The organism is Actinomadura chibensis NBRC 106107 (assembly GCF_001552135.1).
Classification (GTDB): Bacteria; Actinomycetota; Actinomycetes; order Streptosporangiales; family Streptosporangiaceae; genus Spirillospora; species Spirillospora chibensis.
Genome location: NZ_BCQP01000028.1, coordinates 16,794 through 39,547, shown reverse-complemented (window position 1 = coordinate 39,547; position 22,754 = coordinate 16,794). Strand labels below are relative to the sequence as shown.

Below are 22,754 nucleotides of genomic sequence, written 5' to 3'. Positions count from 1 at the left end.
CTCAATGGACGGGGCTGTGCGGTGGTGCCCCGGACGGCGGGCCGCCCCAATGCCCGCCCGCCGTCCGGGCTCTTCTCTTGTGGGGGGACGACCCCCCACACCCCCCGGGAGGGAAGTAAGGCTGCGGCTCACTCCACTCCGCTGCGCTCCGTTGCGTGAGCCGGAGCCTTACTTCTCGGACTCCGCGACCCAGGTCGCCTCGACCAGGCTCTGCGCGTCCACCCGCTCCTTGATCTGCTTGTGCTGGAGCTGGTAGTCCGCGATCTGCTGGACCTGCTCGACGCTCTTCGGGTCGAAGGCGAGGCTGAAGTCGATCTGGGCGAGGATCTCCTTGATCTGGGCGTCGTCGGTCATGCCGGTGAGCTCCTTGGCGAGCTTGATGACCTCGGCCTCGTTGTTCTTCATGTACTCGGCCGTCTCGCGCAGCCCGCGCAGGACCCGCAGGGCCGTGTCCTTGTCCTTGTAGACCTTCGGACCGGCCGCGACGTAGCCGTAGAACGGGAGCAGGTTGTCGTCGCCGCCCCACCAGGTCACCTTGGCGCCGCTCTTGCTGGCGACCGCCTTGGAGACGTTCGGCTCGAAGTGGATGATCGCGTTGGCCTTGCCCTGCGCGAACGTCGGGACGAGCTGCGCGAACTTGGCGTCCACGATCTTGATCTTGGAACGATCCAGCTTGTGGAACGCGACGAACTGGTCGAACCAGTAGTTCGCGGTGGAGTTGGACTGGAACCCGACCGTCTTGCCTTCGAGGTCGGACGGCTTGCTGATGCTGCCGTCCGTCACGAAGCCCCACCACTTGGCGGACGTCGCGTTGTGCCCGATCACCTTCACCTGCGCCTTGCGGGCCGCCAGGCTGACCACGGGGAAGCCCGCGACCGTGGTGAAGTCCGCCTGGCCGGTCGCCACGGCCTCCGTGCCCTCGACGCCGGTCGGGAACTTCTGGAGCTTGGCGTCCAGGCCCTGCTTCTTCAGGAAGCCCTTCTGCACCGCGAAGTACAGCGGCACCCCGAAGAAGTCGGGCTGGGTCGCGACGGTGATCTTCTTTCCCTTGTCGCCGTCGTCCGAGCCGCCCCCGCCGCACCCGGCGAGGACGAGGGACGCACCGATCAGCACCGAGCCCAGAACGCGTGCCCGAACCTTCATGAACTCCTCGCTTTCCGCGGCGCGCCGCGGCCCATGGCCGGGCCCTCGCGCGAACTCGCTTCCTCCGTCTGCGGCCGGAGCCCACCTCACGGAGGTGGCGCCGCTCACGTGGCGTGGATGTTGTCACATACAACATGCAACCGTCAACGGCTGGCCATGGAACGGTCAAAAAGAGCGAAGCGCGAGGTCACACGCCTGGAGGGGGCGAGGCGGGCCGCCTACTTGAGGACGGGGTGGTTCGCGCGGAAGACGTCGTGCGGGTCGCGGGCGCGCTTCAGCTCGCGCAGCCGCGCGAGGACGGGCGGCGTGAAGAAGTCGGCCGCCGTCTCGCCGGGGGCGAGCAGCGTGTAGGGCTTGCGTCCGGTGACGATGGCGCGGAACCGCTCGACGAACCGGGCCTGCCCCGCGCGGGTCGCGCGCGCCAGCTCGGGATCGGCGCCGACGCCGACCATGGAGAGGCCGTAGGGCTCGGACAGGGCTCCGCTCGCGCCGGGGCCCGGCTCGGCCAGCGCGCCGGACAGGTGCCTGACCTGGACGGAGATCAGCGGTTCGATCGGCTCGGTGGCGAGGGCGTCGTCCAGGGCGGAGAGCAGTTCGGCGCGGGGCATCGACGCGGACGGCTTGGTGGGCTCGGCGGCGATGCCGCCGAGGTCGGCGACCGGAAGCGTCCCGCGCGTGTCGCTGATCGCGCCCTCGATCCCGTCGATGGCGCGGACGAGCGCGGCTCCCTCGCGCGGGTCGCCCAGGTAGGTGAGATCCAGGCCCGCCATCGGCGGAGCGCCGGGGAAGGAGAACCGGTTGAACCAGACGGCCAGCTCGCGCGGCGCGGCGGCGGTGATCGCCCGGAAGGCGGCGAAGACCTCGGCGGCGCGGGCGTCCGGCCAGACCACCCGTCCGCCGTACAGGACGGGCGCCGGGTACAGGTCGAATTCGAGGGACGTCACCAGCGCGAAATCGCCGCCACCGCCCCTGAGCCCCCAGAACAGCTCCGGGTCGGACGCGTCGGTCACCCGCGTCCGGTTCCCGTCCGCGTCGACGACCTCGGCGGCGCGGACGCTGTCGGCGGCCCAGCCGAACTTCCGGCCGAACCAGGACAGGCCCCCGCCCAGCGTGTAGCCGGTCACGTTGACGGCGGGCGAGCTGCCCGCGAGCCCGGTCAGCCCGTGCGGCCCGGCCTCCGCCAGCACCCGGCCCCAGGTGACGCCCGCGCCCACCTCGGCGGTGCGCTCGTCCGCGCGCACGCGCAGGCCGTTCAGGCGGCCGGTGCGCAGCAGGATCACGCCTTCGACGTCGCCGGACGCGTCATGGCCCCCGGCCTGGGCGGCCACCGAAAGGCCCGAGCGGCGGGCGTACCGGACGAGCGCGGCCACGTCGGCGGCGTCCGCGGCCTCCACCACCGCCGCCACCGGCTGCTCGACCGTCAGGTTCCAGGCCCGGCGCGCCGCGTCGAAGCCGTCGTCGCCGCGCGTCAGGACCCGTCCCCTGACCGCGCTCCGCAGATCACCGCCGATCATCTGGCCCTCCCCCTGGGCGGCTGGCACCGCGCTCGCTAACTTCCTAATTTGACAGGATGCTAGCATCCTTGCCGCAATGCGCCGCTTCGATCGACTTCTACCGCTCGGCGGGGCGCGCACCCGCGCGCGGCGCCGCCGGGCCGCAGAGTCGCCTGGCGGCCTCGCTCGGCGACGAGGCGGCCAGGCGAAGCCACCGGCCTCCCGGCGAGCGTCCGCGCCCGGTCCGGGGACGGCTAGTGCGCGGCCTCGTACTGCTCGACCACGGTGGCGGGAATGCGCCCACGGTCGTTGACCTTGATCCCGGCCTGCCGCGCCCACTCGCGGATCTCGGCGGACCGCTCGCGGTTGCCGGCGCCGCGGGCCGCGGGGCGCCCGCCCCTGGTGGCCTTCAGCCGCCGGCCGCTCTCCATGTAGGCGTGCAGCGTCCGCCGGAGTTTGTTGGCGTTCTTCTCGCTCAAATCGATTTCGTAGACCCTGCCGTCGAGGCCGAAGGAGACGGTCTCCTCCGCCGCACCGCCGTCGAGGTCGTCCGTCATGATGACTTGTACCTTCTGAGCCATTTTCTGCCTTTCATCTCGTGGCGCCACGTCATCGTTACTTTAGCGAATCGAACGCATCGTGGATCCAGAAGTATAGAGCCCGCACAGGTCGCGTAGCACGGCGGTGTTCCCGGCCGGTCGTCCGGCCCGCCATAGAAGTCGCCTGGTTACGGACTCGACTCGCCGCCGGGCGCTTACTTTCCCCGCCCCGGCCCGCCGGTGAGTTCGGCCGCGAGTTCTTGGATGCGGACGCGGATTTCGTCCCTGATCGGACGGACCGCTTCGACGCCTTGGCCCGCCGGGTCGTCGAGTCGCCAGTCCTCGTAGCGTTTGCCGGGGAAGACGGGACAGGTGTCGCCGCAGCCCATGGTGATGACGACGTCCGACACGCGGACCGCGTCGGCGGTGAGCGCCTTCGGGATTTCGGCGGAGATGTCGATGCCTTCTTCCGCCATCGCTTGCGCGACGGCGGGGTTGATCTCGTCGGCGGGGGCCGATCCGGCGGACCGGACTTCGATCGCGTCGCCCGCGAAGTGGGTCAGGTAGGCGGCGGCCATTTGGGAGCGCCCGGCGTTGTGGACGCAGACGAACAGGACGCTGGGTTTGTCGTCCATGGGGTCCCCCTAAGTGTGCCTGAGCCGGAAGAAACGGCGGGCCCAAAGGCCCGGCGCGGACCGGGACGGCCCGGCCCGGCACTTCGCCCATGGAGCCGCGGACGGTGCGGGGCAATGTCGCGTAGTGATCGTAGGGCGGGCCGATTCCGCGCTCCCCGATGAACGCGCCGCCACCACATCGGCGCGCGGTAAGCCCGTAATGATAATGGGGCCGCGGCCCGCCCGTCTCAACCGATGCTGATCGGCACGGGCCCCGGCCGGCCGCCGCCGCAGCACGAGGCGCCGCCCGCCGCGCCGGGGATCTGGTCCTCGGTGACGAGGTCGGTGGAGCAGACGCCGGTCTCGGGCAGGTCGAGCCGGACGGTGTCGGCCGCCTCCCGGTCCCCGGCCAGCGCGGCGGCGATCGAGCGGACCTGCTCGTACCCGGTGGCCATGAGGAAGGTCGGGGCGCGCCCGTAGCTCTTCATCCCGGCCAGGTAGAAGCCGGGCTCGGGGTGGGCGAGGACGCGCTCGCCGTGCGGCGGGACCGTCCCGCACGAGTGGAGGTTCGGGTCGATCAGCGGGGCCAGCTCGGCCGGGGCCTCGGTGCCGGGGTCGAGGTCGAGCCGGACCTCGCGCAGCATGTCCAGGTCGGGACGGAACCCGGTCGCCGCGACGACGGTGTCGGCCGCGATGACGCGCTCCCCGTCCGGGGTCGCGCCGGTGACCTGGACGTCCCCGTCCCCGTTCGCGAGGCGGGTGATGGAGAAGTCGCGGACCAGGTCGATCTCACCGTCCCGCACGGCCCTCTTCAGGCGGGTGCCGAGCGCGCCGCGCGCGGGCAGGCCGTCGGCGTCGCCGCCGCCGTAGAGGCGGGCGACCGACGATCCGCGCACGGCCCAGGCGATGCGCGTGCCGGGCTCGGCCTTGGCGAGTTCGACCAGGGCGAGCAGCGTGTTGGCGGCCGAGTGGCCCATGCCGACGACGAGGGTGCGGCGTCCGGCGAAGCGGTCGCGGTCGCGGCCGAGGACGTCCGGCAGCGGCCCGGCCAGGTATGGCGCGGCCTCGTCCTCGCCCGGCGCGGGCAGGCCGGAATGTCCGAGGGGGTTGCCGTGGCCCCACGTCCCGGACGCGTCGATGACCGCGCGGGCGGCGAGGTCGGTGACCGTCCCGTCCGGGCCGGCGGCGCGGACGAGCAGCGGGCGGTCGCCGCGTCCGGCGGTGCGGGTGACGTCGAGGCCGCGGCGCGCGACGGCGGTGACGCGGGTCCCGGTGCGGATCCGCCCGGCGAGCCGGGGCGTCTCGGCGAGCGGGGCCAGGTAGTCGCGGACCAGGTCGTCCCCGGTGGGGAGGGCGTCGGGGTCGGGCGGCGTCCAGCCGGTGGGCTCCAGCAGGCGGCGGGCGGCGGCGTCGATGTCGTACCGCCACGGCGAGAACAGCCGGACGTGGCCCCACTCGGAGATAGCCGCGCCCACCCGGGGCCCGGCCTCAAGGACGACGAAGTCCAGCCCGCGTTCGGCCAGATGGGCGGCGGCGGCCAGCCCGACCGGCCCGGCTCCGACGACCGCGACCGGCGCCCCGGCGTCCCTCATGATGCCTCCCCTTGTTTAGACGTTCTTCTAATCAGGGCCCAGTTTGCTTCGCTGCTTAGATGGATGTCAAATTAGAGGCATGTCGAAGTCGCTGGTCGTGGAGGACGTCACCGCCTCGGCGTGCTGCGCGCCGCTGAACGCGTCCGCGCTGGACGAGGCGGAGGCGGTCGAGCTGGCCGGGGTGTTCAAGGCGCTGTCCGACCCGATCCGGCTGCGGCTGCTCAGCATGATCGCCTCGGCCGAGGGCGGCGAGGCGTGCGTGTGCGACCTGACCGTGCCGTTCGCGCTGACCGCGCCGACGATCTCGCACCATCTGAAGGTGCTGCGCCAGGCCGGGCTGATCGACGGCGAGCGCCGCGGGACGTGGGTCTACTACCGGGCGATCCCCGACCGCCTCACCCGGCTGGCGGGGCTGTTCACGCTCCCCGGCTGAGCGGGGCCCGGACGAGCGGGGCCCGTGCGGACGGCGGGGCGCCGTCCGCACGGGCGTGCGGGGGGCGGCGCCGCTAGCCCGTCAGGCCGAGTTCCCGGGCGGCGAGGGCGGTGCCCTGGACGCGGGCGGCGATCTTGGCGAAGGCGATCTCGCGGGAGGTGGAGGTGTCGTCCGCGAACGGCGAGAAGCCGCAGTCGTCGCAGGTGCCGAGGCGGTCGACCGGCAGGTGCCGGGCCGCGGCGAGCACCCGGTCGCGGACCTGCTCCGGCGTCTCGACCCGGGGGTCGATCGGGTCGGTCACCCCGATGAAGACGCGGGCGTCGGCGGGCAGGTGCTCGGCGATGACGGCGAGGACCTTCTCCGGGTCGTCCTCGCTCGCGAGCTGGACGTAGAAGTTCCCGGCCTTGAGCTGGAACAGCTTGGGCAGCAGCCCGGCGTAGTCGACGTCCAGGCTGTGGGTGGAGTCCTGGTCGCCGCCGGGGCAGGTGTGCACCCCGATCCGGGCGCGCTCGGCGGCGCCGAAGCGTTCCAGGACCCGGTTGTTGAGCGCGACGAAGTCGTCCAGGACGCCGCCGCTCGGGTCGAGCTTAAGCGAGAGCCTGCCCTCGGTGAAGTCGAGCTGGACGGCGTGGGCCCCGGCGTCCAGCGGCCCCCGGATGTCGGCCTCGGCCTCGTTCACCAGGTCGGACAGGAACGCCTCGCGCGGGTACCCGGGGACGCCGTCCGGCGGGTAGAGGAGGCTGAGCGCGGACGGCGCGATGACGGCCTGCTTGACGGGCACCCGCGCGTGCTCCGCCGCGACCGCGTAGAACGTGGCGGCGTGGACCTGGTAGCGGAACGGCCCCTCGGTCAGGACGGGCAGCTGCCGCTGGTGACCGTCCGCGAACGGGATGACCACGCCCTCGGGCGCGAGGCCGGGGAGACCGGCGATCGGGTAGGTGGCGAAGCTGGGCTTGGACTGCTCGCCGTCGGTGACGACCGGCGAGCCCGTCGCCTCCAGCCGCTGGATGGTGTCGCGGACGGCCGCGTCCCGCGCGGCGGCGAGGTCGGCGTCGCCGACCTCCCCGGCGGCGTGGGCGGTCATCGCGGCCAACAGTTCAGGGGGTCGGGGAATGCTGCCGATCTGCTCGGTCGGTATCGCCATGGCCCCGAGCGTAGGTAACGCTATGGGGATCATCAATCACAATCGGTGAGCGCGCCGATGACCGGTAGCGGACACCCGCGAGCACCCCGATCGTCCCCGGTCACGGCGCCGCACGGACGCTGAGCACGATCGGAGTTGCGCGCCGTTCCGCTGGTCAGCGCGCCGTCCGAACCCGGTCGTAGTCTTGAGCCCGCATGTGACCGGCGTCGGAGGGAGGCAAGTGTGGCGGAGGAGACGCTGGCCGAGGTGATGGCCGAGTTGGCCGGGCTCGACGACCCGAAGACACGCGGGGTGAACGAGCGGCACGGCGACGACCACGGCGTGAACCTCGGCAAGCTGCGGGCGGTCGCGAAGCGGCTGAAGACGCAGCACGACCTCGCGCTGCGGCTCTGGGAGACCGGCGACGGCGCGGCGCGGCTGCTGGCGCTCCTGATCTGCCGTCCGAAGGCGTTCGGGCGCGACGAACTGGACGCCATGCTGCGCCAGGCGCGCACGCCGAAGGTCCACGACTGGCTCGTGAACTACGTGGTGAAGAAGAGCCCCCATTCGGAGGAACTGCGCCTGGCGTGGTTCGCCGACCCGGATCCGGTGGTCGCGAGCGCCGGTTGGGCTTTGACGAGCGAACGCGTCCGGAAGAAGCCCGAGGGCCTCGACCTCGGCGGCCTCCTCGACATCATCGAGGCGACGATGAAGGACGCGCCGGACCGCCTGCAATGGGCGATGAACGAGTGCCTGAGCCATATCGGGATCGAGCACGCCGAGCACCGCGCCCGCGCGATCGGCATCGGCGAGCGCCTGGAGGTGCTCAAGGACTACCCGACTCCCCCGAACTGCACGTCGCCGTTCGCGCCCGTCTGGATCAACGAGATGGTCAGCCGCCGGACGCCCACTCCTTGAGGGCGTCGCGGCTCTTGAAGTCGGCGACGTTCTTGTCGATCGGCTCCGAGGTGTACTGGTGGAAGAGCCACTCGTCCCGGATCTTCGGCTCGCCGGCCTTGCGGTAGTCGGCGATCCAGAGCCCGTCGGCCCTGTAGTCGGTGGTGCTCTTCCTCGTCCACAGGTCGCGGTTGCAGTAGAGGACCAGCCGGTGGCCGGGACGGAGCTTCTTCACCTCGTGCAGGAACTTGTCCTTCTGCGCGGTGGTGGGGAGGCGCCCCTTCGGGTCGGACTCCCAGTCGAGGGCGAGGATGTCGCCGTCCTCGGCGCCGCAGTGCTCGACGAAGTACTTGGCCTGGGCCTTGATCCGGGCCAGGCGGATTCCCCGGCGGCCGCGCAGGAAATGGTAGAAGCCCACCACGCATCCGGCGTCGCGGGCCCGCCTGGCCTGCTTGGCCCGGTAGGGATTGGTGTAGGTGCGTCCTTCGGTCGCTTTGACGATCACGAAGTCCAGCTCGTCGGTGTCGAAGGTGGGCTCGTAGGAAGCCACGTCGATGCCGTGCAGCATGGCGGACCCTTTCGGCTCTCGGGCCGACCCCCTGGCGAAGACCATTCCTCCAGCGCGGATGCCGCCCACCTGCCATCGGGACAGAAGTCCGTTCGTCCCGACGACATCGCCCTGGCCTTCCGGCCGATCCGCCGTTTCGGGCACCCCGTCGATTCCGGCGGATGGAACCGGGTGAGCGAGGCGTAGGACGCCGCCTCGGCGCGGACGCCGGTGACGATCTCGCCGGTCGCGGTGTCGGCGACGCGGAGCACGCCGTCCGCGTCGTCGATCGCCAGCCCGGATCCACACGCGGGTGCCGGGCCGGACGTAGAAGTCCGGCGACTCGCGGGGCGTGCCGTCGGGGGTCGAGCGATCCCGAGGTACGCGACCAGCCGACGGGGTGAGGGGGCCTGGTCCGGGCGCCCCGTCCTGGCGCATTCGGGATGGGACGCCACGGAAATGGTTCGTCCCACCGCCCGGAAATCAGCTCGATAACTGTGCTTTTCAATTTCCGGTTCGGGGTTATCCCGGGGCCGGGACGCCCTCAATTCCTGACTCCGGATTTTTACGGATCTTTGTTCTCCGGCGTCATTCACCCGCTGGATGGCGGCCGCTCGCCGGGCCCTCGCCGGGACGTGTAACTGCGGAATTACCGTCCGGAACGCCCAATTCCCCCGCAAAGGAGCGGACATGGCCCCAAGCAGAAGCGTGCTCGCGACCGTCCTCACGGGCGTCCTCGGCGCCGCCGCGATCGCGGCGGTCACGCTGCCGGGCGGCGCGGCCTCGGCGGCGGCCGACCCGGTCCTCGTCGGCGCCGGCGACATCAGCAACTCCGGCAGCGGCGACACCGCGACCGCGGCGCTGCTCGACTCCATCCCCGGAACGGTCTTCACCACCGGCGACAACGTCTACGACAGCGGCACGACCAGCGAGTTCAACACCTACTACAACCCGACGTGGGGACGGCACAAGGCCCGCACCCGGCCGTCGCCCGGCAACCACGACTACAACACGTCCGGCGCCACGGGGTACTACGGGTACTTCGGCGCGGCGGCGGGCGACCCGACCAAGGGCTACTACTCCTACAACATCGGCGACAACTGGCACGTCGTCGCCCTCAACTCCAACTGCGCGTCGATCAGCGGCGGCTGCGCGGCGGGCGGCGCGCAGGAGACGTGGCTGCGCGCCGACCTCGCCGCCAACCCGAGGCCGTGCACCATCGCCTACTGGCACCACCCCCGGTGGACGTCCGGCGCGAACCACGCGCCCTACACCGGCGTGGCCCCGCTGGTGCAGGCGCTCTACGACAACAACGCCGACGTCATCGTCACCGGGCACAACCACCAGTACGAGCGGTTCGCGCCGATGAACCCGAGCGGCGCCGCCGACCCCGCGCGCGGCATCCGCGAGTTCGTCGCCGGGATGGGCGGGGCGAGCCACTACTCGTTCGGCACCATCCAGCCGAACAGCGAGGCCAGGAACAGCGACACGTACGGCGTCCTGAAACTGACGCTGCACGCGAACAGCTACGACTGGCAGTTCGTCCCGCAGGCCGGGAAGACCTACGCCGACAGCGGCACCACCACCTGTCACTGACGTCCCGGGCCCGGCGCGGCGGGGACGCGCCGGGCCCTTCCTAGGAGCCGGCGTGTACCTTTCCACCCTCACCCGCCCGGCGGGGGGCCACCGCCGCGCGGGGCCCGTCGCCGCCAACGTCGTCGCCCTCGGCGCCGTCAGCCTGATCACGGACGTCTCCGCCGAGATGGTCACCGCGATCCTGCCGCTGTACCTCGTCGTCGGACTCCAGTTCAGCCCGGCCGCCTACGGGGCGGTCGACGGGCTCTACGGCGGGGCGACCGTCCTGCTCCGGCTGGTCGGCGGGTACGCGGCCGACCGCGTCGACCGGCGCAAGCCGGTGGCGCTGCTCGGCTACGGCGCGTCCGCCGCCGCGAAGCTCGGGCTGCTCGCCGCGGCGGGCTCGGGCGTCGGGATCGGCCTCGCCATCACCGCGGACCGCGCGGGCAAGGGCCTGCGCACCGCCCCGCGCGACGCGCTCATCACGCTGTCCACGCCGCCCGACCGGCTCGGCCGGGCGTTCGGGGTGCACCGGACGATGGACGCCGCCGGGGCGTTCGCCGGTCCGCTCGTCGCGCTCGCGGTCCTCGCCGCCGCGCCCGGCTCCTACGACTCGGTCATCATGACGAGCTTCTGCGTCGCGCTGCTCGGCGTGCTGGTGCTGGTGCTGTTCGTCCGGGACACGCCGGGGCCGAAGCCGCCGCGCGAGGCGCTGCGCTGGCGGGAGCTGCTGCGCGGGCCCGCCGCCCGGCGGCTCGTCCCCGCGTCGGTCCTGCTCGGGCTCGCGACGATCGGGGACGGCTTCACCTACCTGCTCGTCGCCCGGCGCGCGGACCTCGCGCTCGGCTGGTTCCCGCTGCTCGCGGTCGCGACGAGCGGCGTGTACCTGCTGCTCGCCACGCCGCTCGGCCTGCTCGCCGACCGGGCCGGGCGGCTGCCGGTCGTGCTCGGCGGCTACCTGACGCTGACCGCGACCTACCTGCTGCTCGGGCTCGCTCCCGGCGGCGGGCTCTGGCTGGTCGGCGCGGCCGTCGTCCTGCACGGGACGTTCTACGCCGCCACCGACGGCGGGCTGATGGCGCTCGCCGGGCCGCTGCTCCCCGCCGCCCTCCGCACGACCGGCATCGCGCTCGTGCAGAGCGCGCAGGCGCTCGCCTACCTGCTGTCGTCGGTGCTGTTCGGTGTGGCGTGGCAGGTGTGGGGCACGCGCCCGGCGCTGCTCGCCGCCGCCGCCGTCAGCGCCGCCGCCCTCGCCGGGACCGGTCTCCTGCTCCGTTCGCCAGAAAGGGTCGTCCCGTGACCGTCCGCTCCCGCGTCGCCGTCCTGGTCGTCTCGTCCGTGCTGCTCGTGGCCGTGGCCGTCGCGTACACGGTGTTCCAGGGCGCGGACCCCGCGCCCGCCCGGACCTCGGGCGGGACGGGCGACGGCCGCCGCCTCCAGTTCCTCACCAACGGGCGGCTGTCCTACACGTCGCCGCCGAGCTCGCGGCGGGTGACGCCGGTGGAGTGCGACCGGGCCTACGCCGCCGCCGGGACGGTCGCCTGCCTGCGCCCGGTCGGGGCGCTGAGCGCGGGCGCGCTGGTCGTCATGGACGCCGGGCTGCGCGAGCGGCGGCGCGTCCCGCTCACCGGGTTCCCGAACCGGCTGCGGGTGTCGGCGTCCGGGCGGATGGTCGCCTGGACGCTGTTCATCGACGGCCACAGCTACGCGACCACGGGGTTCTCCACGCGGGCGGGCGTCCTCGACACGCGGACGGGGCGGCTCGTCACGTCCCTGGAGGACTTCGCGATCACCAAGGACGGCGCCCCGTACCGGAACCGGGACGCCAACTTCTGGGGCATCACGTTCGCCGCCGACGACAACCGGTTCTACGCGACGCTGTCCACGGGCGGCCGGCGGTACCTCGTGCAGGGCGACTTCGCGGCCCGGACGGTCCGGACGCTCGCGCCCGGCGTCGAGTGCCCGTCGCTGTCGCCGGACGGCAAGCGCCTCGCCTTCAAGTCGGCGGTCGGCGGCGACCCGAAGCGGGGCTGGCGGCTGTCGACGCTCGACCTCGCCACGCTGCGGACGGCGCCGCTCGCCGAGACGCGCAGCGTCGACGACCAGCCCGTCTGGCTGGACGATCACACCGTCGCCTACACGATCCAGCTCAGCGACGGCAAGAACCAGACGTGGGCCCTCCCGGCGTCCGGGGGCGGGCGGCCGCGCCTGCTGCTCGACAACGCCAGCTCGGTGGCACCGCTCCCGTGAGGCCCGGAGGGCTCACGGCCGTGTGCGCGGCTGCCGGGAGAGGCCGAGGACGGCGATCCGCCGGGCGCGCGGGCAGGGCGGCTCGCGGCGCTCGGGACCGGCGATCGTCCGGGTCGCGGCGGCGATCGCGAGGCTGGCCAGCGACAGGATCAGCGAGACGTCGGCGTGGCCGTCCAGCCGGATCCGCACCCACTCCTCCCCGTCCCCCTCGGCCGGGGAGTGGACGGGCCGCTCGTCCGCCGCTATGGGGATGAGCTGGCCGGACTCGTCGAGCGCCGGGCGCAGCCGCCGCACCGCCGCCGCGCCGAGCCGCAGCTCCGCCTCGTGCTCCCCGGGTAAGTGGACGATCTGCCGCGTGCCCAGGGCCAAGGCCGATCCCGGGCCGCATTCCGCCGCGGAGACCCGCAGCCCCGGCCAGCCGGACAGTTCGTCCACGACCCGGTCGACAAGACGGGTACCGGGGTTGGCGCCGTTCGAAAAGGGAAGCCGGTTGAGCCCGGCTCTCGCACCCATGGGGCCATCGTTCACCCGACGCTCGCCAAAGCGGCACCCTTTAGCCTCAAATCGTTATGACCGGCCGCATCCGGTCACCGGGGAAAATCCGCCGACGCTGGGGCGTTGCGCATCGCGCATTTCCGAGGAAGCATTTTGGACATGGACACTGCGGCGCGCGAGAAGACGGCCATGAACGAGGTCACCGCCCGGCTGATGAAGGCGTACGGCGACACGCACGGCGCGGACGAGGTCGCCGAGGCGGTCAGCGCGATCCACCACCGGTTCGACGGGCGCCCGGTGCGCGACTTCGTCCCGATCCTGGTCGAGCGGGACGCGCGCCGGGCGCTGTCGGGCTGACCGCCCCCGGGCGCGTCAGGGCGCGTCAGGGCTTCCAGAGCACGGCGGACGGGGACGCGGGCGTCAGCGTGACCGACCCCGTCCACGCGATCCCGGACGCCTGCGGCAGGTACCCGGCGTCGAGGAAGAAGCCGCGGTTGATCGAGGTCACCGTGGCGGGGGCGCCGTTGTCGCCCGCGCCCATCGGCTGCCGGACCGCCTCGACGCCCGCGATGTCCGCGATCTTCGTACCGGCCGGGAGTTCGACGGTGGTGGCGGCGGGCAGGTCCCGCTCGATCGACCACGACGGCGTCGAATGGTCGGAGCGGTAGAGCGTGCCCGGGTCGCGCTTGAGCCGGACGCCGACCGACACTCCGGGGGCCGAGCCGATCCCGGTGGGCGCGCCGGTCCGCTTCTTGAATTCGAGGAAAAGGTAGGTGCGCTGGTCTCCGACCTGCGGGGTCTTCGGGTCCGGCGGATTCTCGATCTTGTTTTCGCGGACCATTTCCTGGGCCATCACCGGATACGTCCAGGGCGAGCGGTCCATGACGACTTCGCGGGCGCGGTCGGCCGGACGGGTCGGCGTCGAGTCGAGGAAGAAGCGCAGTTTCGCGTCCGGGGTGACGGTGTCGCACATGTTGTTGTTCACCGTGCACGTCTGGAGGAGCGGGTGGTCGCCCTCGTATCGTCCGGCGAACGCGAGCGTCTGGTGGTTGGGGGCCTGGTAGACGCCGGTTCCGGGGACGCGCCGCCCGGCCGCGTCCACCTCGACCCGGTACACCCACTCGATGTCGGTGGTGCGTCCCCAGCGGGCCATCAGGGCGGGGGTGTCGGTGCCGCCGTCCTCGTTGCTCCACACCACCGAGTACTCCAAGACTCGGTGTCCGGGCGTGGTCGCGGGCAGTTCCTCGTGCCAGGCCAGCAGCGGGGTGTCGGTGCGGGCGTTCTGGTAGGCGTCGCCGAGCTGCGGCAGCGTGCGGCCGACGACGATCGGGGCGTGCCGCAGCGCGACCTGGTCGGCGCGCGGCGTCCCGGCCCGAGCCCGCCGGATGGTGACCCGCCGGGCCGCCGCCGCGCTCCCCGCGCTCGCGAACGCGAAGGTCAGCCGGTGCGTGCCGCGCCGGACGGGGCCGAGCGCGACGCCGCGCGCGGTCGGCTCCGCCGACGGGACGACGAGGTCGGTGACGTGCCGCCCGTCCACGGCGACGGCGACCACGGCGGCCTCGGCGCCCTTGCGCGCCCACGAGACGCCGGGCGCGGCGACGGTGAACGTCGCGACCGCCTCCCCGCTCCGGGACGCGACGAACGGCAGCCCGCGCGCGGGCCCGCCGCGCCGCACCACGATCGGCTCGGGACCGTGCGCGGCGGCGCCCGCCGGGACGGTCGCCACCAGGGGAACCGCCAGGGCTCCGGCCGTCGCGAGGATCACTGCGCCTGGGGAAGGTTTCATGATCGAGGACATTAGGCGGCCGAAATTGCGTCCCTGTGAATTCCGGAACGTGTCGAGGTGACAATCCGGTTCGCCGGGCGACGGCCGCTCAGCGGCGCAGCAGGCGGCGGCGGAGCCGTCCGATCCGGCGCCGGAGCCGGCGCTGCAACTGGGCGTTGAGCTCGGCCCGGACCGTCTTCAGCTCGCCGTCCAGGGCCTGCGCCCGGCCCTGCCACTTGCGCGCGTCGGCCTCCCACCGCTCGGCCTTGGCCTGCCAGTCGACCGGCGGTTTCGGGACGCTCCCCTCCTCGGCCGCTTCGAGCCCGTAGTCGGCGCCGTCCACGGTGTGCGCACCGAACATCTCGGCGACGGCCTCGTCCACGTCGCCGCCCGGCTCGGTCACGCGGGCGGCGCGGGCGAAGGCGCGCGTCTGCTCGAACCGGGCCCGGACGTCCCCCGGCAGGTCGAGCGTCACCAGGCCGTACCCCTCCTTCTCCACGAGCTGGATCAGGCGGCGGAGCGTCGTGGATCCGGGCACCCATCCGGCGGGGCAGCGGAACCGGTACGGCGCGGGGAACGCGGTGTCCGGCGCGGTCTCGACGAGGCGCACGCGGCCGTCGTCCCCGAGGCCCTCGCGGATGAGGCGCAGGTCGAGCAGCGGGTCGCCGAGGAGGTCGCGGCGGCCGTCGTCGAGCCGCGACCACGGCCCGGTCAGCACCACGCCGACGTCGGACACGAGGCCGGACGCGAGCCCGCTCACCGTCGCGCGGGCCTGCTCCCAGGTCGCCTCGGACACGTCCACGACCGCCTCGACGCCGGGGACCTTCCACGTCCGTCCGGGGTCGGGCCTGCGCTTGCGCGGGACGAGCACCCGGTTGGCGTAGAACGGCTGGCAGTAGCGGGTGGCGCGCTCCCCGTCCGTCATGGTGGTGGACCAGCCGAGGTGCCAGCTGCTGCTCGCCGTCTCCGGGACGAACACCGCCCCGGCCTGCCCGAGCCGGTACCCGAACTCGGTGTCCTCGCCGAGGATCATGTCGCCGTCGACCTGGCCCGCGTCGAGGTAGAACTCGCGGTGGTAGGAGGCGGACGCCCCGGTGAAGATCCGGGAGGCCTGCGCGCCCGCCGCGCGGAGCATGTCGGTCTCCTCGATGAACTTCTCGTAGTGGTGGAGCTCGTAGGCGTCCGCCTCGAAGAGCTTCTCGGCCCCGCCGCGCGCCACCGCGTCGTGGACCTCGCGCGGGGTGAGCGCGCCCGGCCGGTAGTCGACGAACCGCTTGTGCCCGACGACGGCGATGTGGTCGGCGAGGTGGTGCCAGCGGAGCTGCGCCTCCACGTTGTCGTGGAAGCAGACCATGTCGGCGTCCAGCCGGACGATCACGTCGCCCTCCGCCGCGAGCGCGCCGGAGCGGTAGGCGTGCGCGCAGCCCCAGCCGCCGGACAGGCTCGGCACGATCCGGCACAGCTCCGGCCGGATCTCCGGCAGCCGCAGCGGCGGGTCGCTGCCGTCGTCGGCGATGACGACTTCGAGCAGGCGCGAGGGGTAGGTCTGCGCGGCGAGCGCGGCGAGCGTCAGGTCGAGCTTGTCCTGCGACCCGTACGCGGGGATCACCACGCTCACCGTCAGGGTGGGCTCCCAGCAGCCGAGCTCCGCCGGGCGGAGAGTGCCGTAGTCGTTCTCCTTGACACGGGGCTGCGCGGTCATCGGGACTCCTTGCGTCGGCGCAGGTGGGGAGCGCGGCGGCGGGCGGCCTCCAGCAGCTTCGTGCTCAGCGGGGCCCTGAGCTTGCGCCGGAGCCGGTCCGCCTCGGCCTCCCAGCGCTCCGCCCGCTTCTTCCAGGCGAGCAGGTCCTCGGTGCGCCGGGAGGGCGGCGCGGCGTCGGCGGCGGGGACGAGTGCCCACTCCGTCCCGTCGATCCAGACCGACCCGTACGTCGCGTAGACGACGTCGTCGAGGTCCTCGCCGTCCGCGCGGACGGCGAGGGCGCGGGCGACGGCGGCGGTCCGCTCGAACCGCGCGACCTTCAGCCCGGCGGCCTCGGGCAGCGCGAGCAGGACGGCGCCGAAGTCCTCGGTCTCGGCCAGTTCCAGCAGCCGCTGGAGCGCGTCGAACGTCGGCGCCCAGCCGGGCGGGCAGGTCAGCCGGAACGGCGCGGGCGCGGACGTCGGCGCGGCCTCCTCGGCGAACGCCACGCGCCCGTCGTGGTCGAACGCGGCGCGGGTCAGCCGCAGGTCGAGCAGCGGGTCGTCGAGCGGGGCGCGGCGCCCGTCGCCCAGCTCGGACCAGGGCCCGAGGATCGTCACGGCCGCGTCGGGCAGCGTGCTCGCGAGGACCGCGCCGACGGTGGCGCGCACCTCCTCGTGCGGGCGTCCGCGCGCGTCGACGACGACGTCCACGCACGGGACGAGCCACTGCCGCCCGGCGCCCCCGCGCCGCCAGTCGCGGTGCATCGGCAGCCGGTGGCTCAGGTACGGCTCGTTGTGCCGGGTCAGCCGCTCCTCGTCGCGCATCTGCGTGGACGGCCCGAGGTGCCAGCTCCGCGCCGCCGGCTCGGGGACGAACACCGCACCGCGCTGCGCCAGCCGGTAGCCGAGCTCGACGTCCTCGCCGAGGACGAGCGAGTCGTCCATCCCCCCGGCGGCCTTCAGCAGGGAGGCGCGGACGGAGGCGGTCGCGCCGACGTGGACGCGGAAGCTGCGGGAGCCGTGCCTCCGCAGGCCGTCCGTCGCGTCGATCATGTCCTCGACCCACTCGTGGCGGCGGCTCCGGTCGAGGTCGAACAGCTTCTCCGCCGAGCCGCCCTCGACCGCGTCGAACACCGCCTGCGGGGTCGGCCAGCCGCCGTCCGCCTCGACGAAGCGCTTGTAGCCGAGGACGGCGAGGTAGTCGGCGAGGTGGTGCCACCGCAACTGGGCCTCGACGTGCTCGGGGAAGGCGATCAGGTCGGCGTCCAGCCAGTGGACGACGTCGCCGTCGGCGGCGAGCGACCCGGTCCGGCAGGCGTGCGCGCGTCCCCAGCCGTCGCCGCCGGTGCGGATCAGGCGCGTCCGCTCCGGGACGATCTCCGGCAGCCGCAGCGGCGGCGCGCTGCCGTCGTCCACGACCACGACCTCCAGCAGCCGGGACGGGTAGGTCTGCGCGGCGAGCGAGGCGAGCGTGAGGTCCAGCTTCTCCTGGTTCCCGTAGGCCGGGATCACGACGGAGACCGACAGCCGCGGCTCCCATTCGCCGATCTCCGGCGGCGCGAGCGTCCCGTAGTCGTTGTGCCGGATACGCGGCGCTTCGGACGCGCTCATCGGACGTCCCCCGTCGCGGGCAGGGGGAAGTCGTCCGGGTCGATGAAGGAGCTGAACCGGCGTCCGCGCCACTGCCGGGCCGCCGCGCGGAGGAAGTAGGTGACGGGCTGGTTCCAGGTGTGCCCGGCGGCGCGGCGGTGGAGGGCGTAGCCGAGGCTGTGCGCGCCGTAGGTCCGGCCGCCCGCCGCCGTGAGGACGTCGACGAGCGCCGCGTCGACATGGCGCGGGACGGGCGGGAACCCGCCCACCGAGTCGAGGACGGGTCTCTCCATGACGAACGTTCCCCCCGAGATCCAGCGGCCCATCAGCTCGGAGCGCGCCTTCCGGTAGATGGTGAGGTCTATCTGCCCCAGATAGACGAACTGAGCGTGGCATCCGACCAGTTCGGCGCCGCTGTAGGCGGACGCGAGCAGCATGTCGGCGAGGAAGTCGGGGCCGTACCAGTCGTCGTCGTCCCATTTCGCCACGTACCGGCCGGAGGCCCGCGCGACGCCGAGGTTGAGCGCGGCGCCGAACGGGACGTCGGCGGGCACCTCGACGACCGTGAACGGGCGGTCGAAGGCGGTGACCGCCGCCTTCACCTCGGGCAGGTCCGCCGGGATCCCGTGCAGGGTGAGGACGAGCTCCAGGTCGACGTCCCGCTGCGCGGCGATCTGCCCCAGCGCGAACCCGAGGAACTCCGGGCGGCGCGTGCACAGCACGACCGACGCGGACGGCCGGGGCGGGACCGGCAGCCCGGCCGCCAGGGCGAGGCTCCGCCAGCGCGCCTCGGTCGAGTGGCCGCGCAGCGCGGCCCGGCGGAGCCGCACGCTGTGCTCCTCCCGGCGGAGGTCATCGGCCGTGTCGGCGTCCGCGATCAGGGCGGCGGTGAGGTCGCGGCCGAGGGCCATCGCCCACGGCGGCACCCGCTCGGCGCGGAGCGGGACCCCGGCGGCGGCGAGCCCGGCGACGACCCGGACGGTCGCGAGGGGGCGGGCGCCCGTCCCCCAGTCGACGGCCACGGCGCGCACCTGGCGGAGGCGGTCGACGTCGGCGTCGGTCACGGCCCCCGTCTCCGGGAACAGCACGAGGTCTTCGGCGCCCGCCCGGACGCGCCAGCGGTCGCCCGCCGGGGTGAGCACCGCGTCCCCGAGCTTCGGGTCGGTGACGAAGCCGGTCGGGTTGACCGAGCGCTCGTCGACGGGCGGGACGGCGTCCATCTCGAACGGGGCCTCGCCGCCGGACGACGGCCGGTCGAGCACGGTCGCGACCCTCGGGTCGGACCATTCGCCCGGGTCGGGGGACGTGCGGAGGACGATGTCGGCGGGCGGGGGGCCGTCCGGGTTCCCGAGCGGGCCGTGCGCCGTCGTCGGCGTCGCGCCGGGATCGCCGGGCCGCCAGTGCGACGCGCCGGGCCCGGCCAGCGCGACCCGCGGGCCCGGGAGCGGCCGGAGCCGGTGCCCGTCCCGCCCGCGCACGAGCGCGGCGACCGACTCCCCCACCGGGCGCGGCCCCGCGAACGCGATCTCCACGGCCCACTCGCCCGCCGTCCCGCGCCGCGCCTGGAAGGAGACCGGTCCGGGGACGGGCGCCGGGACGAAGGGCCGGTCGGCGGACGACACCGCCACCGCGACCACCTGCCGCGCCGCCTTCGGGAGCAGCGCCCCGAGGGACGCCGCGCGGCGGAGGTCGGTGAAGGTGCGGGCGAGCACGGCGACCGTCCCGGCGCCCGCGTCGCCGGCGCGTTCTTCGAGGGCGTCCAGGTCGACGACCGCGCCGGGCGCCAGTGCGCGGACGGCCGCCTCCTCCTCCGGCCGGAACCCGATCGCGAACAGCGCCGACGGCGGCTCGGCGAGGACGCTCCCGAGCAGCTCCGGGATCACGTCGTCCGCCGGGTGAACACGTGCGCGCCCTTCTCGAACGGCAGGACGGTCCGCTCGATCTCGGGGTGCTCGGCCAGCCACCGGTCGCTGACGGCGGTCTCCTCGGCGCGGCGCGAGTCGTCCAGGACGATCACCGCGTCCGCCGCGCACCGCGACAGCAGCAGCGGGACCGCCGGGTAGCGGGCCTCCGGGCCGGTGGCGGCCGGGGGGCCGTCCACGAAGAGGACCCCGATGTCCGCGAGGTCCTCCAGCGCCTCGACGGAGTACCAGGGGTAGGCGCGGTCGCCGGGCGTCCAGTCGGCGAGCGGGGCGCTGCGGATCTCGACCACGCCGTCCAGGCCGTGCGCGCGGATCAGCTCGCGGGACAGCTCCCCGTACCGCTCGTCGTGTTCGAGGCACACGACCCGCGCGGACGCGAGCTGCTCGGCGAAGTACCCGAGCCACACGCTGGACGACCCGCTCCCGCACTCGACGATCAGCTTCGGCCGCCGCCGCGCGACGGCCTCGGTGAGGTGGCGCAGGACGTCCGGGGACGCCGCCCAGCCGCGCAGCGGCGGCATCGGGGCGCGCGGCCGGACGAGGCTCCGCAGGTCGATGTAGGCCTCAAGCTGGTCGTAGTGCGCGGCGCTCGTCCGCGCGAGGTCGGCGATGCCCGTGGACACGGCGGACACCTCCCCGGCGAGCTTGTCCAGCCGGGGTTTCAGGCCGTCGCCGACCGCCGTCCCGACGGACGCGAGCCGCTCGTCGAGCCCGGCCAGCCGCCGCGTGACGGCCGACGCCCAGCGCCTGGCCCGGCGCGCCGCGACCAGGACCGGTACCGCCGCCACCGCGGATACGCCGACGGCGGCCGTGAGCCACGCCGCGTTCGCGCCATCGAGCATCCGGACAGCCTTTCCGTCGGAAACCTGCCGCCTCGTAGTATCGAGCGGCACACGGGGCCCATCGGCCGGATGCCGCCATTGCCGAGTTACCTTTCACGAGCTATTCGCCCGTTATTTACCGGCGGCGGATGGCAACCGAAGTGTTCGCGGGGAGCCCGTCCACCAGCACGAACGCCGAGGGGGCGAACTGGCGCGGCTGGAAGCGCAGCACGCCTCCCGCCCCGCCCGGACGCCACACCAGTTCCCCGCCGTCGCGGCGCAACACGAATACGTCGATCGGCCCGAACCGCGTTTTCGCCGAGGCGGCGGCGAAGGCCGCCGGGTCGGTGATCCGGGAGAGCCTCGCCAGTTCGGCGAACCGGTCGTCCCAGCGGGTCGGGCCCCCGGCGGAGCCCCGGTCGACGGCGATGTACCCGCGCCAGGGCAGGAACGCGAACAACTGCTCGTCGGACGACAGGGTGCGGGGCCGCGCGTCCCGTCCGCGGACGTTCTCGACCGCCCGCCGCACCGGCTCGACAGGGAACCAGGCCGGGGCGCCCGCCGGGGCGGCCTCGCCGCTGAACCTCGGCCCGCTCCCGTCCGGCAGCGGCTGGACGTGGGCGCGGGCGGCCTGCCGGTTCTGCGGCGCGGCGGCGGCGAGGTCGGGGGCGGCGACGCCGTCGCGTCCGGGCGTCCAGTGCGTGACGGGCATGTTGAGCTGCCAGTACGTGTACCCGGCGAAGACGAGGACGACGGCGGCGAGGGCGGTTCCGCTGCCGCGCGGGAAGGGCGTCCCGGCCCGCCGCGCCAGCGCCGGGGCGAGGTGGACGGCGGTGAGCGCGGCGGCGGCGAGCAGGCACGCCGACACCAGCGGGAACACGTAGTGCAGCAGCCCGGTGTGCCCGGTCGTGACGAACCGCGCCATGCTGATCAGGTAGTAGCCGTACGCGCCGAGCACGACGCCGAGCAGCGGCGTCGCCCACCACGCCGTCCGGCGGAGCCAGACCAGGCCGACCGCCCCGGCCGCCTGCGCGACGCCGAGCGGCGTCAGCGCGAGGAACGGGAGCGGGTCGGCCGAGATCGCGCTCGACTCGTAGGTGTCGGCGACCTGCTGCCCCCCGTGCAGCATCGCCCACCCGTACGGGACGACGTACCACGACGACACCGCCAGCATGACGGCGACGACGCGGCCGACGTGCCACGCGTACGCGCGGCGGTCGTCCTCGGCGCGCCAGGTCAGCCACACCAGCGCGAGGATGCCGGGCGCCGCGTACACCAGGTAGCCGAAGTGGACGAGCGCCGCGAGGCCCCCGGCGAGCCCGGCGGGCAGCCAGTGCAGCCGTCCGCGCGGCGGCTTCGCGACCGTGAGCAGCAGCAGCGGGACGACGACCGCGAGGGAGAGCACCTCGTGCGCCTTGTCCGGCTTCCCGAACGCGGCGAGGCCGAGCGCGGCGATCGCGAGCGCCGCGCCCGGCGAGGTCAGCCGCGACCACAGCAGGAACGCCGCGACGACCGACGCCGACACGACGAGGATCAGCGCGGGCGCGACCAGCCGCCACGCCGGGACGTCCAGGACCAGCGCGGACTTGCCGATCAGCCACGGCAGCAGCGGCGGGTACTCCGACGGGACGCCCGCGACGATGCCGTCCGTGCTCGCCGACCCGACCGTATAGCGGGTGGCCATCGCGGCCATGCGCCCGGCGTCGCCGTAGACGCCTCCGGCCGGGAAGGGCGTGCCCTGCCAGGCGGTGCGCAGGAGCAGGACGGTCCAGGCGGCGAAGAGGCCCGCCGCCGCTCCGGTGACCGCCGGGCCGCCGCGCCGCCAGAGCGCGAGGCACACGGCCAGCGCGGTGGCTGCGCCGCCGATGGCGAGCGGGACGTCGGCGTCCGCCTGCCGGAACGGGTCCAGGCCGAACGCGGCGGGCGCGGCGGCGGCGAGCGGCGCGGCGACCGCCCAGACGGGCGCCGCCGCCAGCACGCCCGCCCGGCGCCGCCGCCCCGGCTCTCCGGTGGCCTGCGGTTCTTCGCCGGCCGGCTCTTCGTCCTGCTCGTCGAGACTCAGCGCGGGTTTCACGGTCGCGGCCCCCCGGCACGCCACGAGGATGGGGTGCACATGCTGCCACAGCCGGTCACCGGCGCGGCGCTTCCGGACGGTACGGCGATTAAAACGGTCCATGAACACGGGCCCTCGACGTGATCAGCGGAAATGCGCTTCATCCCCGTTTTTCCGGGTCGCCCGGAGGGAATTCGGGATTGGCCGGATGGGGCTACA

Annotated in this window: 20 protein-coding genes; 6 read left to right on the top strand and 14 right to left on the bottom strand. The window is 73.8% G+C overall.

Translation table 11 applies throughout. The features are described from left to right. Positions 1-168: 168 nt before the first annotated feature. The 5 genes from ACH01S_RS16525 to ACH01S_RS16505 all read right to left on the bottom strand — a co-directional run bounded on the left by ACH01S_RS16525 (position 169) and on the right by ACH01S_RS16505 (position 5,381). Complete coding sequence (locus tag ACH01S_RS16525; RefSeq protein ID WP_083980762.1) at positions 169-1,143, bottom strand: ABC transporter substrate-binding protein; 975 nt, start codon at positions 1,141-1,143, stop codon at positions 169-171. Between the two features lie 218 nt (positions 1,144-1,361). Further along, on the bottom strand, positions 1,362-2,657 hold the full coding sequence (locus tag ACH01S_RS16520) for an FAD-binding oxidoreductase (RefSeq protein ID WP_067892075.1): 1,296 nt from the start codon (positions 2,655-2,657) through the stop codon (positions 1,362-1,364). 233 nt (positions 2,658-2,890) lie between these two features. Continuing rightward, positions 2,891-3,217 (bottom strand): histone-like nucleoid-structuring protein Lsr2, encoded by a 327-nt coding sequence (locus ACH01S_RS16515; RefSeq protein ID WP_067892072.1) that lies wholly within the window; start codon positions 3,215-3,217, stop codon positions 2,891-2,893. 173 nt (positions 3,218-3,390) lie between these two features. After that, a complete protein-coding gene (locus tag ACH01S_RS16510) occupies positions 3,391-3,810 on the bottom strand; it encodes an arsenate reductase ArsC (protein WP_067892071.1) in 420 nt (139 codons plus the stop codon). Positions 3,811-4,037: 227 nt separating this feature from the next. Beyond that, a complete protein-coding gene (locus ACH01S_RS16505) occupies positions 4,038-5,381 on the bottom strand; it encodes an FAD-dependent oxidoreductase (RefSeq protein ID WP_067892069.1) in 1,344 nt (447 codons plus the stop codon). A gap of 79 nt (positions 5,382-5,460) precedes the next feature. Here ACH01S_RS16505 and ACH01S_RS16500 point away from each other — a divergent pair, with 79 nt between their 5' ends. Continuing rightward, positions 5,461-5,814, top strand: a complete 354-nt coding sequence (locus ACH01S_RS16500; protein ID WP_174564885.1) for an ArsR/SmtB family transcription factor — start codon at positions 5,461-5,463, stop codon at positions 5,812-5,814. Between the two features lie 73 nt (positions 5,815-5,887). Here ACH01S_RS16500 and ACH01S_RS16495 read toward each other — a convergent pair whose 3' ends face one another. Beyond that, a complete protein-coding gene (locus tag ACH01S_RS16495; RefSeq protein WP_067892067.1) occupies positions 5,888-6,958 on the bottom strand; it encodes a cobalamin-independent methionine synthase II family protein in 1,071 nt (356 codons plus the stop codon). Between the two features lie 249 nt (positions 6,959-7,207). Here ACH01S_RS16495 and ACH01S_RS16490 point away from each other — a divergent pair, with 249 nt between their 5' ends. Continuing rightward, positions 7,208-7,855 carry a DNA alkylation repair protein gene (locus ACH01S_RS16490; RefSeq protein ID WP_083980787.1) on the top strand — a complete coding sequence of 216 codons (648 nt, stop codon included), beginning with the start codon at positions 7,208-7,210 and terminating at the stop codon, positions 7,853-7,855. Here ACH01S_RS16490 and ACH01S_RS16485 read toward each other — a convergent pair. Continuing rightward, a complete protein-coding gene (locus ACH01S_RS16485; RefSeq protein WP_067892063.1) occupies positions 7,830-8,402 on the bottom strand; it encodes a glycoside hydrolase family 25 protein in 573 nt (190 codons plus the stop codon). The two genes, ACH01S_RS16490 and ACH01S_RS16485, sit on opposite strands and share 26 nt — an antisense overlap. A 669-nt stretch (positions 8,403-9,071) precedes the next feature. Between ACH01S_RS16485 and ACH01S_RS16480 the strand changes: the two genes are divergently transcribed. From ACH01S_RS16480 to ACH01S_RS16470, 3 genes are read left to right on the top strand one after another with little or no spacing between them, the layout of a single operon-like run. Then, positions 9,072-9,977 (top strand): metallophosphoesterase family protein, encoded by a 906-nt coding sequence (locus ACH01S_RS16480; protein WP_218010282.1) that lies wholly within the window; start codon positions 9,072-9,074, stop codon positions 9,975-9,977. 52 nt (positions 9,978-10,029) lie between these two features. Beyond that, complete coding sequence (locus tag ACH01S_RS16475) at positions 10,030-11,256, top strand: MFS transporter (protein ID WP_067892062.1); 1,227 nt, start codon at positions 10,030-10,032, stop codon at positions 11,254-11,256. Beyond that, positions 11,253-12,206, top strand: a complete 954-nt coding sequence (locus tag ACH01S_RS16470) for a TolB-like translocation protein (RefSeq protein WP_067892060.1) — start codon at positions 11,253-11,255, stop codon at positions 12,204-12,206. The genes ACH01S_RS16475 and ACH01S_RS16470 overlap by 4 nt, the downstream gene beginning before the upstream one ends. A 12-nt stretch (positions 12,207-12,218) precedes the next feature. Here the strand turns inward: ACH01S_RS16470 and ACH01S_RS16465 are convergent, their stop codons facing one another. Next, a complete protein-coding gene (locus ACH01S_RS16465) occupies positions 12,219-12,719 on the bottom strand; it encodes a luciferase domain-containing protein (protein ID WP_148344296.1) in 501 nt (166 codons plus the stop codon). A 141-nt stretch (positions 12,720-12,860) separates the two neighbouring features. Here ACH01S_RS16465 and ACH01S_RS16460 point away from each other — a divergent pair, with 141 nt between their 5' ends. Continuing rightward, positions 12,861-13,058, top strand: a complete 198-nt coding sequence (locus ACH01S_RS16460; RefSeq protein WP_067892056.1) for a three-helix bundle dimerization domain-containing protein — start codon at positions 12,861-12,863, stop codon at positions 13,056-13,058. A gap of 25 nt (positions 13,059-13,083) precedes the next feature. On the opposite strand, the gene ACH01S_RS16455 is transcribed toward ACH01S_RS16460, so the two are convergent. The 6 genes from ACH01S_RS16455 to ACH01S_RS16430 form a co-directional block, all read right to left on the bottom strand. After that, positions 13,084-14,487 carry a hypothetical protein gene (locus ACH01S_RS16455; protein ID WP_218010281.1) on the bottom strand — a complete coding sequence of 468 codons (1,404 nt, stop codon included), beginning with the start codon at positions 14,485-14,487 and terminating at the stop codon, positions 13,084-13,086. Between the two features lie 88 nt (positions 14,488-14,575). Next, complete coding sequence (locus ACH01S_RS45015; protein WP_067892052.1) at positions 14,576-16,168, bottom strand: glycosyltransferase family A protein; 1,593 nt, start codon at positions 16,166-16,168, stop codon at positions 14,576-14,578. Beyond that, positions 16,165-17,760: a glycosyltransferase family 2 protein gene (locus ACH01S_RS16445; protein WP_067892050.1), complete on the bottom strand. Its 1,596-nt coding sequence runs from the start codon at positions 17,758-17,760 to the stop codon at positions 16,165-16,167. The genes ACH01S_RS45015 and ACH01S_RS16445 overlap by 4 nt, the downstream gene beginning before the upstream one ends. Further along, positions 17,757-19,622, bottom strand: coding sequence for a glycosyltransferase family 2 protein (locus ACH01S_RS16440; protein WP_067892048.1), 1,866 nt, complete (start codon positions 19,620-19,622; stop codon positions 17,757-17,759). Before ACH01S_RS16440 ends, ACH01S_RS16445 begins: the two co-directional genes overlap by 4 nt. Next, positions 19,619-20,503 carry a class I SAM-dependent methyltransferase gene (locus ACH01S_RS45365; RefSeq protein ID WP_067892046.1) on the bottom strand — a complete coding sequence of 295 codons (885 nt, stop codon included), beginning with the start codon at positions 20,501-20,503 and terminating at the stop codon, positions 19,619-19,621. Before ACH01S_RS45365 ends, ACH01S_RS16440 begins: the two co-directional genes overlap by 4 nt. A 115-nt stretch (positions 20,504-20,618) precedes the next feature. Continuing rightward, complete coding sequence (locus tag ACH01S_RS16430; protein WP_169809280.1) at positions 20,619-22,556, bottom strand: arabinofuranosyltransferase; 1,938 nt, start codon at positions 22,554-22,556, stop codon at positions 20,619-20,621. Positions 22,557-22,754 lie beyond the last annotated feature (198 nt).

What these genes read in the sequence shown, in the direction of transcription:
- ACH01S_RS16490 (WP_083980787.1), top strand. Translation starts at nt 7,208, where the DNA reads ATGGCCGAGTTGGCCGGGCTCGACGACCCGAAGACACGCGGGGTGAAC.
- ACH01S_RS16515 (WP_067892072.1), bottom strand. Translation starts at nt 3,217, where the DNA reads ATGGCTCAGAAGGTACAAGTCATCATGACGGACGACCTCGACGGCGGT.
- ACH01S_RS45365 (WP_067892046.1), bottom strand. Translation starts at nt 20,503, where the DNA reads ATGCTCGATGGCGCGAACGCGGCGTGGCTCACGGCCGCCGTCGGCGTA.
- ACH01S_RS16495 (WP_067892067.1), bottom strand. Translation starts at nt 6,958, where the DNA reads ATGGCGATACCGACCGAGCAGATCGGCAGCATTCCCCGACCCCCTGAA.
- ACH01S_RS16465 (WP_148344296.1), bottom strand. Translation starts at nt 12,719, where the DNA reads ATGGGTGCGAGAGCCGGGCTCAACCGGCTTCCCTTTTCGAACGGCGCC.
- ACH01S_RS16445 (WP_067892050.1), bottom strand. Translation starts at nt 17,760, where the DNA reads ATGAGCGCGTCCGAAGCGCCGCGTATCCGGCACAACGACTACGGGACG.
- ACH01S_RS16505 (WP_067892069.1), bottom strand. Translation starts at nt 5,381, where the DNA reads ATGAGGGACGCCGGGGCGCCGGTCGCGGTCGTCGGAGCCGGGCCGGTC.
- ACH01S_RS16510 (WP_067892071.1), bottom strand. Translation starts at nt 3,810, where the DNA reads ATGGACGACAAACCCAGCGTCCTGTTCGTCTGCGTCCACAACGCCGGG.
- ACH01S_RS16460 (WP_067892056.1), top strand. Translation starts at nt 12,861, where the DNA reads ATGGACACTGCGGCGCGCGAGAAGACGGCCATGAACGAGGTCACCGCC.
- ACH01S_RS16485 (WP_067892063.1), bottom strand. Translation starts at nt 8,402, where the DNA reads ATGCTGCACGGCATCGACGTGGCTTCCTACGAGCCCACCTTCGACACC.
- ACH01S_RS16455 (WP_218010281.1), bottom strand. Translation starts at nt 14,487, where the DNA reads ATGAAACCTTCCCCAGGCGCAGTGATCCTCGCGACGGCCGGAGCCCTG.
- ACH01S_RS16525 (WP_083980762.1), bottom strand. Translation starts at nt 1,143, where the DNA reads ATGAAGGTTCGGGCACGCGTTCTGGGCTCGGTGCTGATCGGTGCGTCC.
- ACH01S_RS45015 (WP_067892052.1), bottom strand. Translation starts at nt 16,168, where the DNA reads ATGACCGCGCAGCCCCGTGTCAAGGAGAACGACTACGGCACTCTCCGC.
- ACH01S_RS16520 (WP_067892075.1), bottom strand. Translation starts at nt 2,657, where the DNA reads ATGATCGGCGGTGATCTGCGGAGCGCGGTCAGGGGACGGGTCCTGACG.
- ACH01S_RS16500 (WP_174564885.1), top strand. Translation starts at nt 5,461, where the DNA reads ATGTCGAAGTCGCTGGTCGTGGAGGACGTCACCGCCTCGGCGTGCTGC.
- ACH01S_RS16480 (WP_218010282.1), top strand. Translation starts at nt 9,072, where the DNA reads ATGGCCCCAAGCAGAAGCGTGCTCGCGACCGTCCTCACGGGCGTCCTC.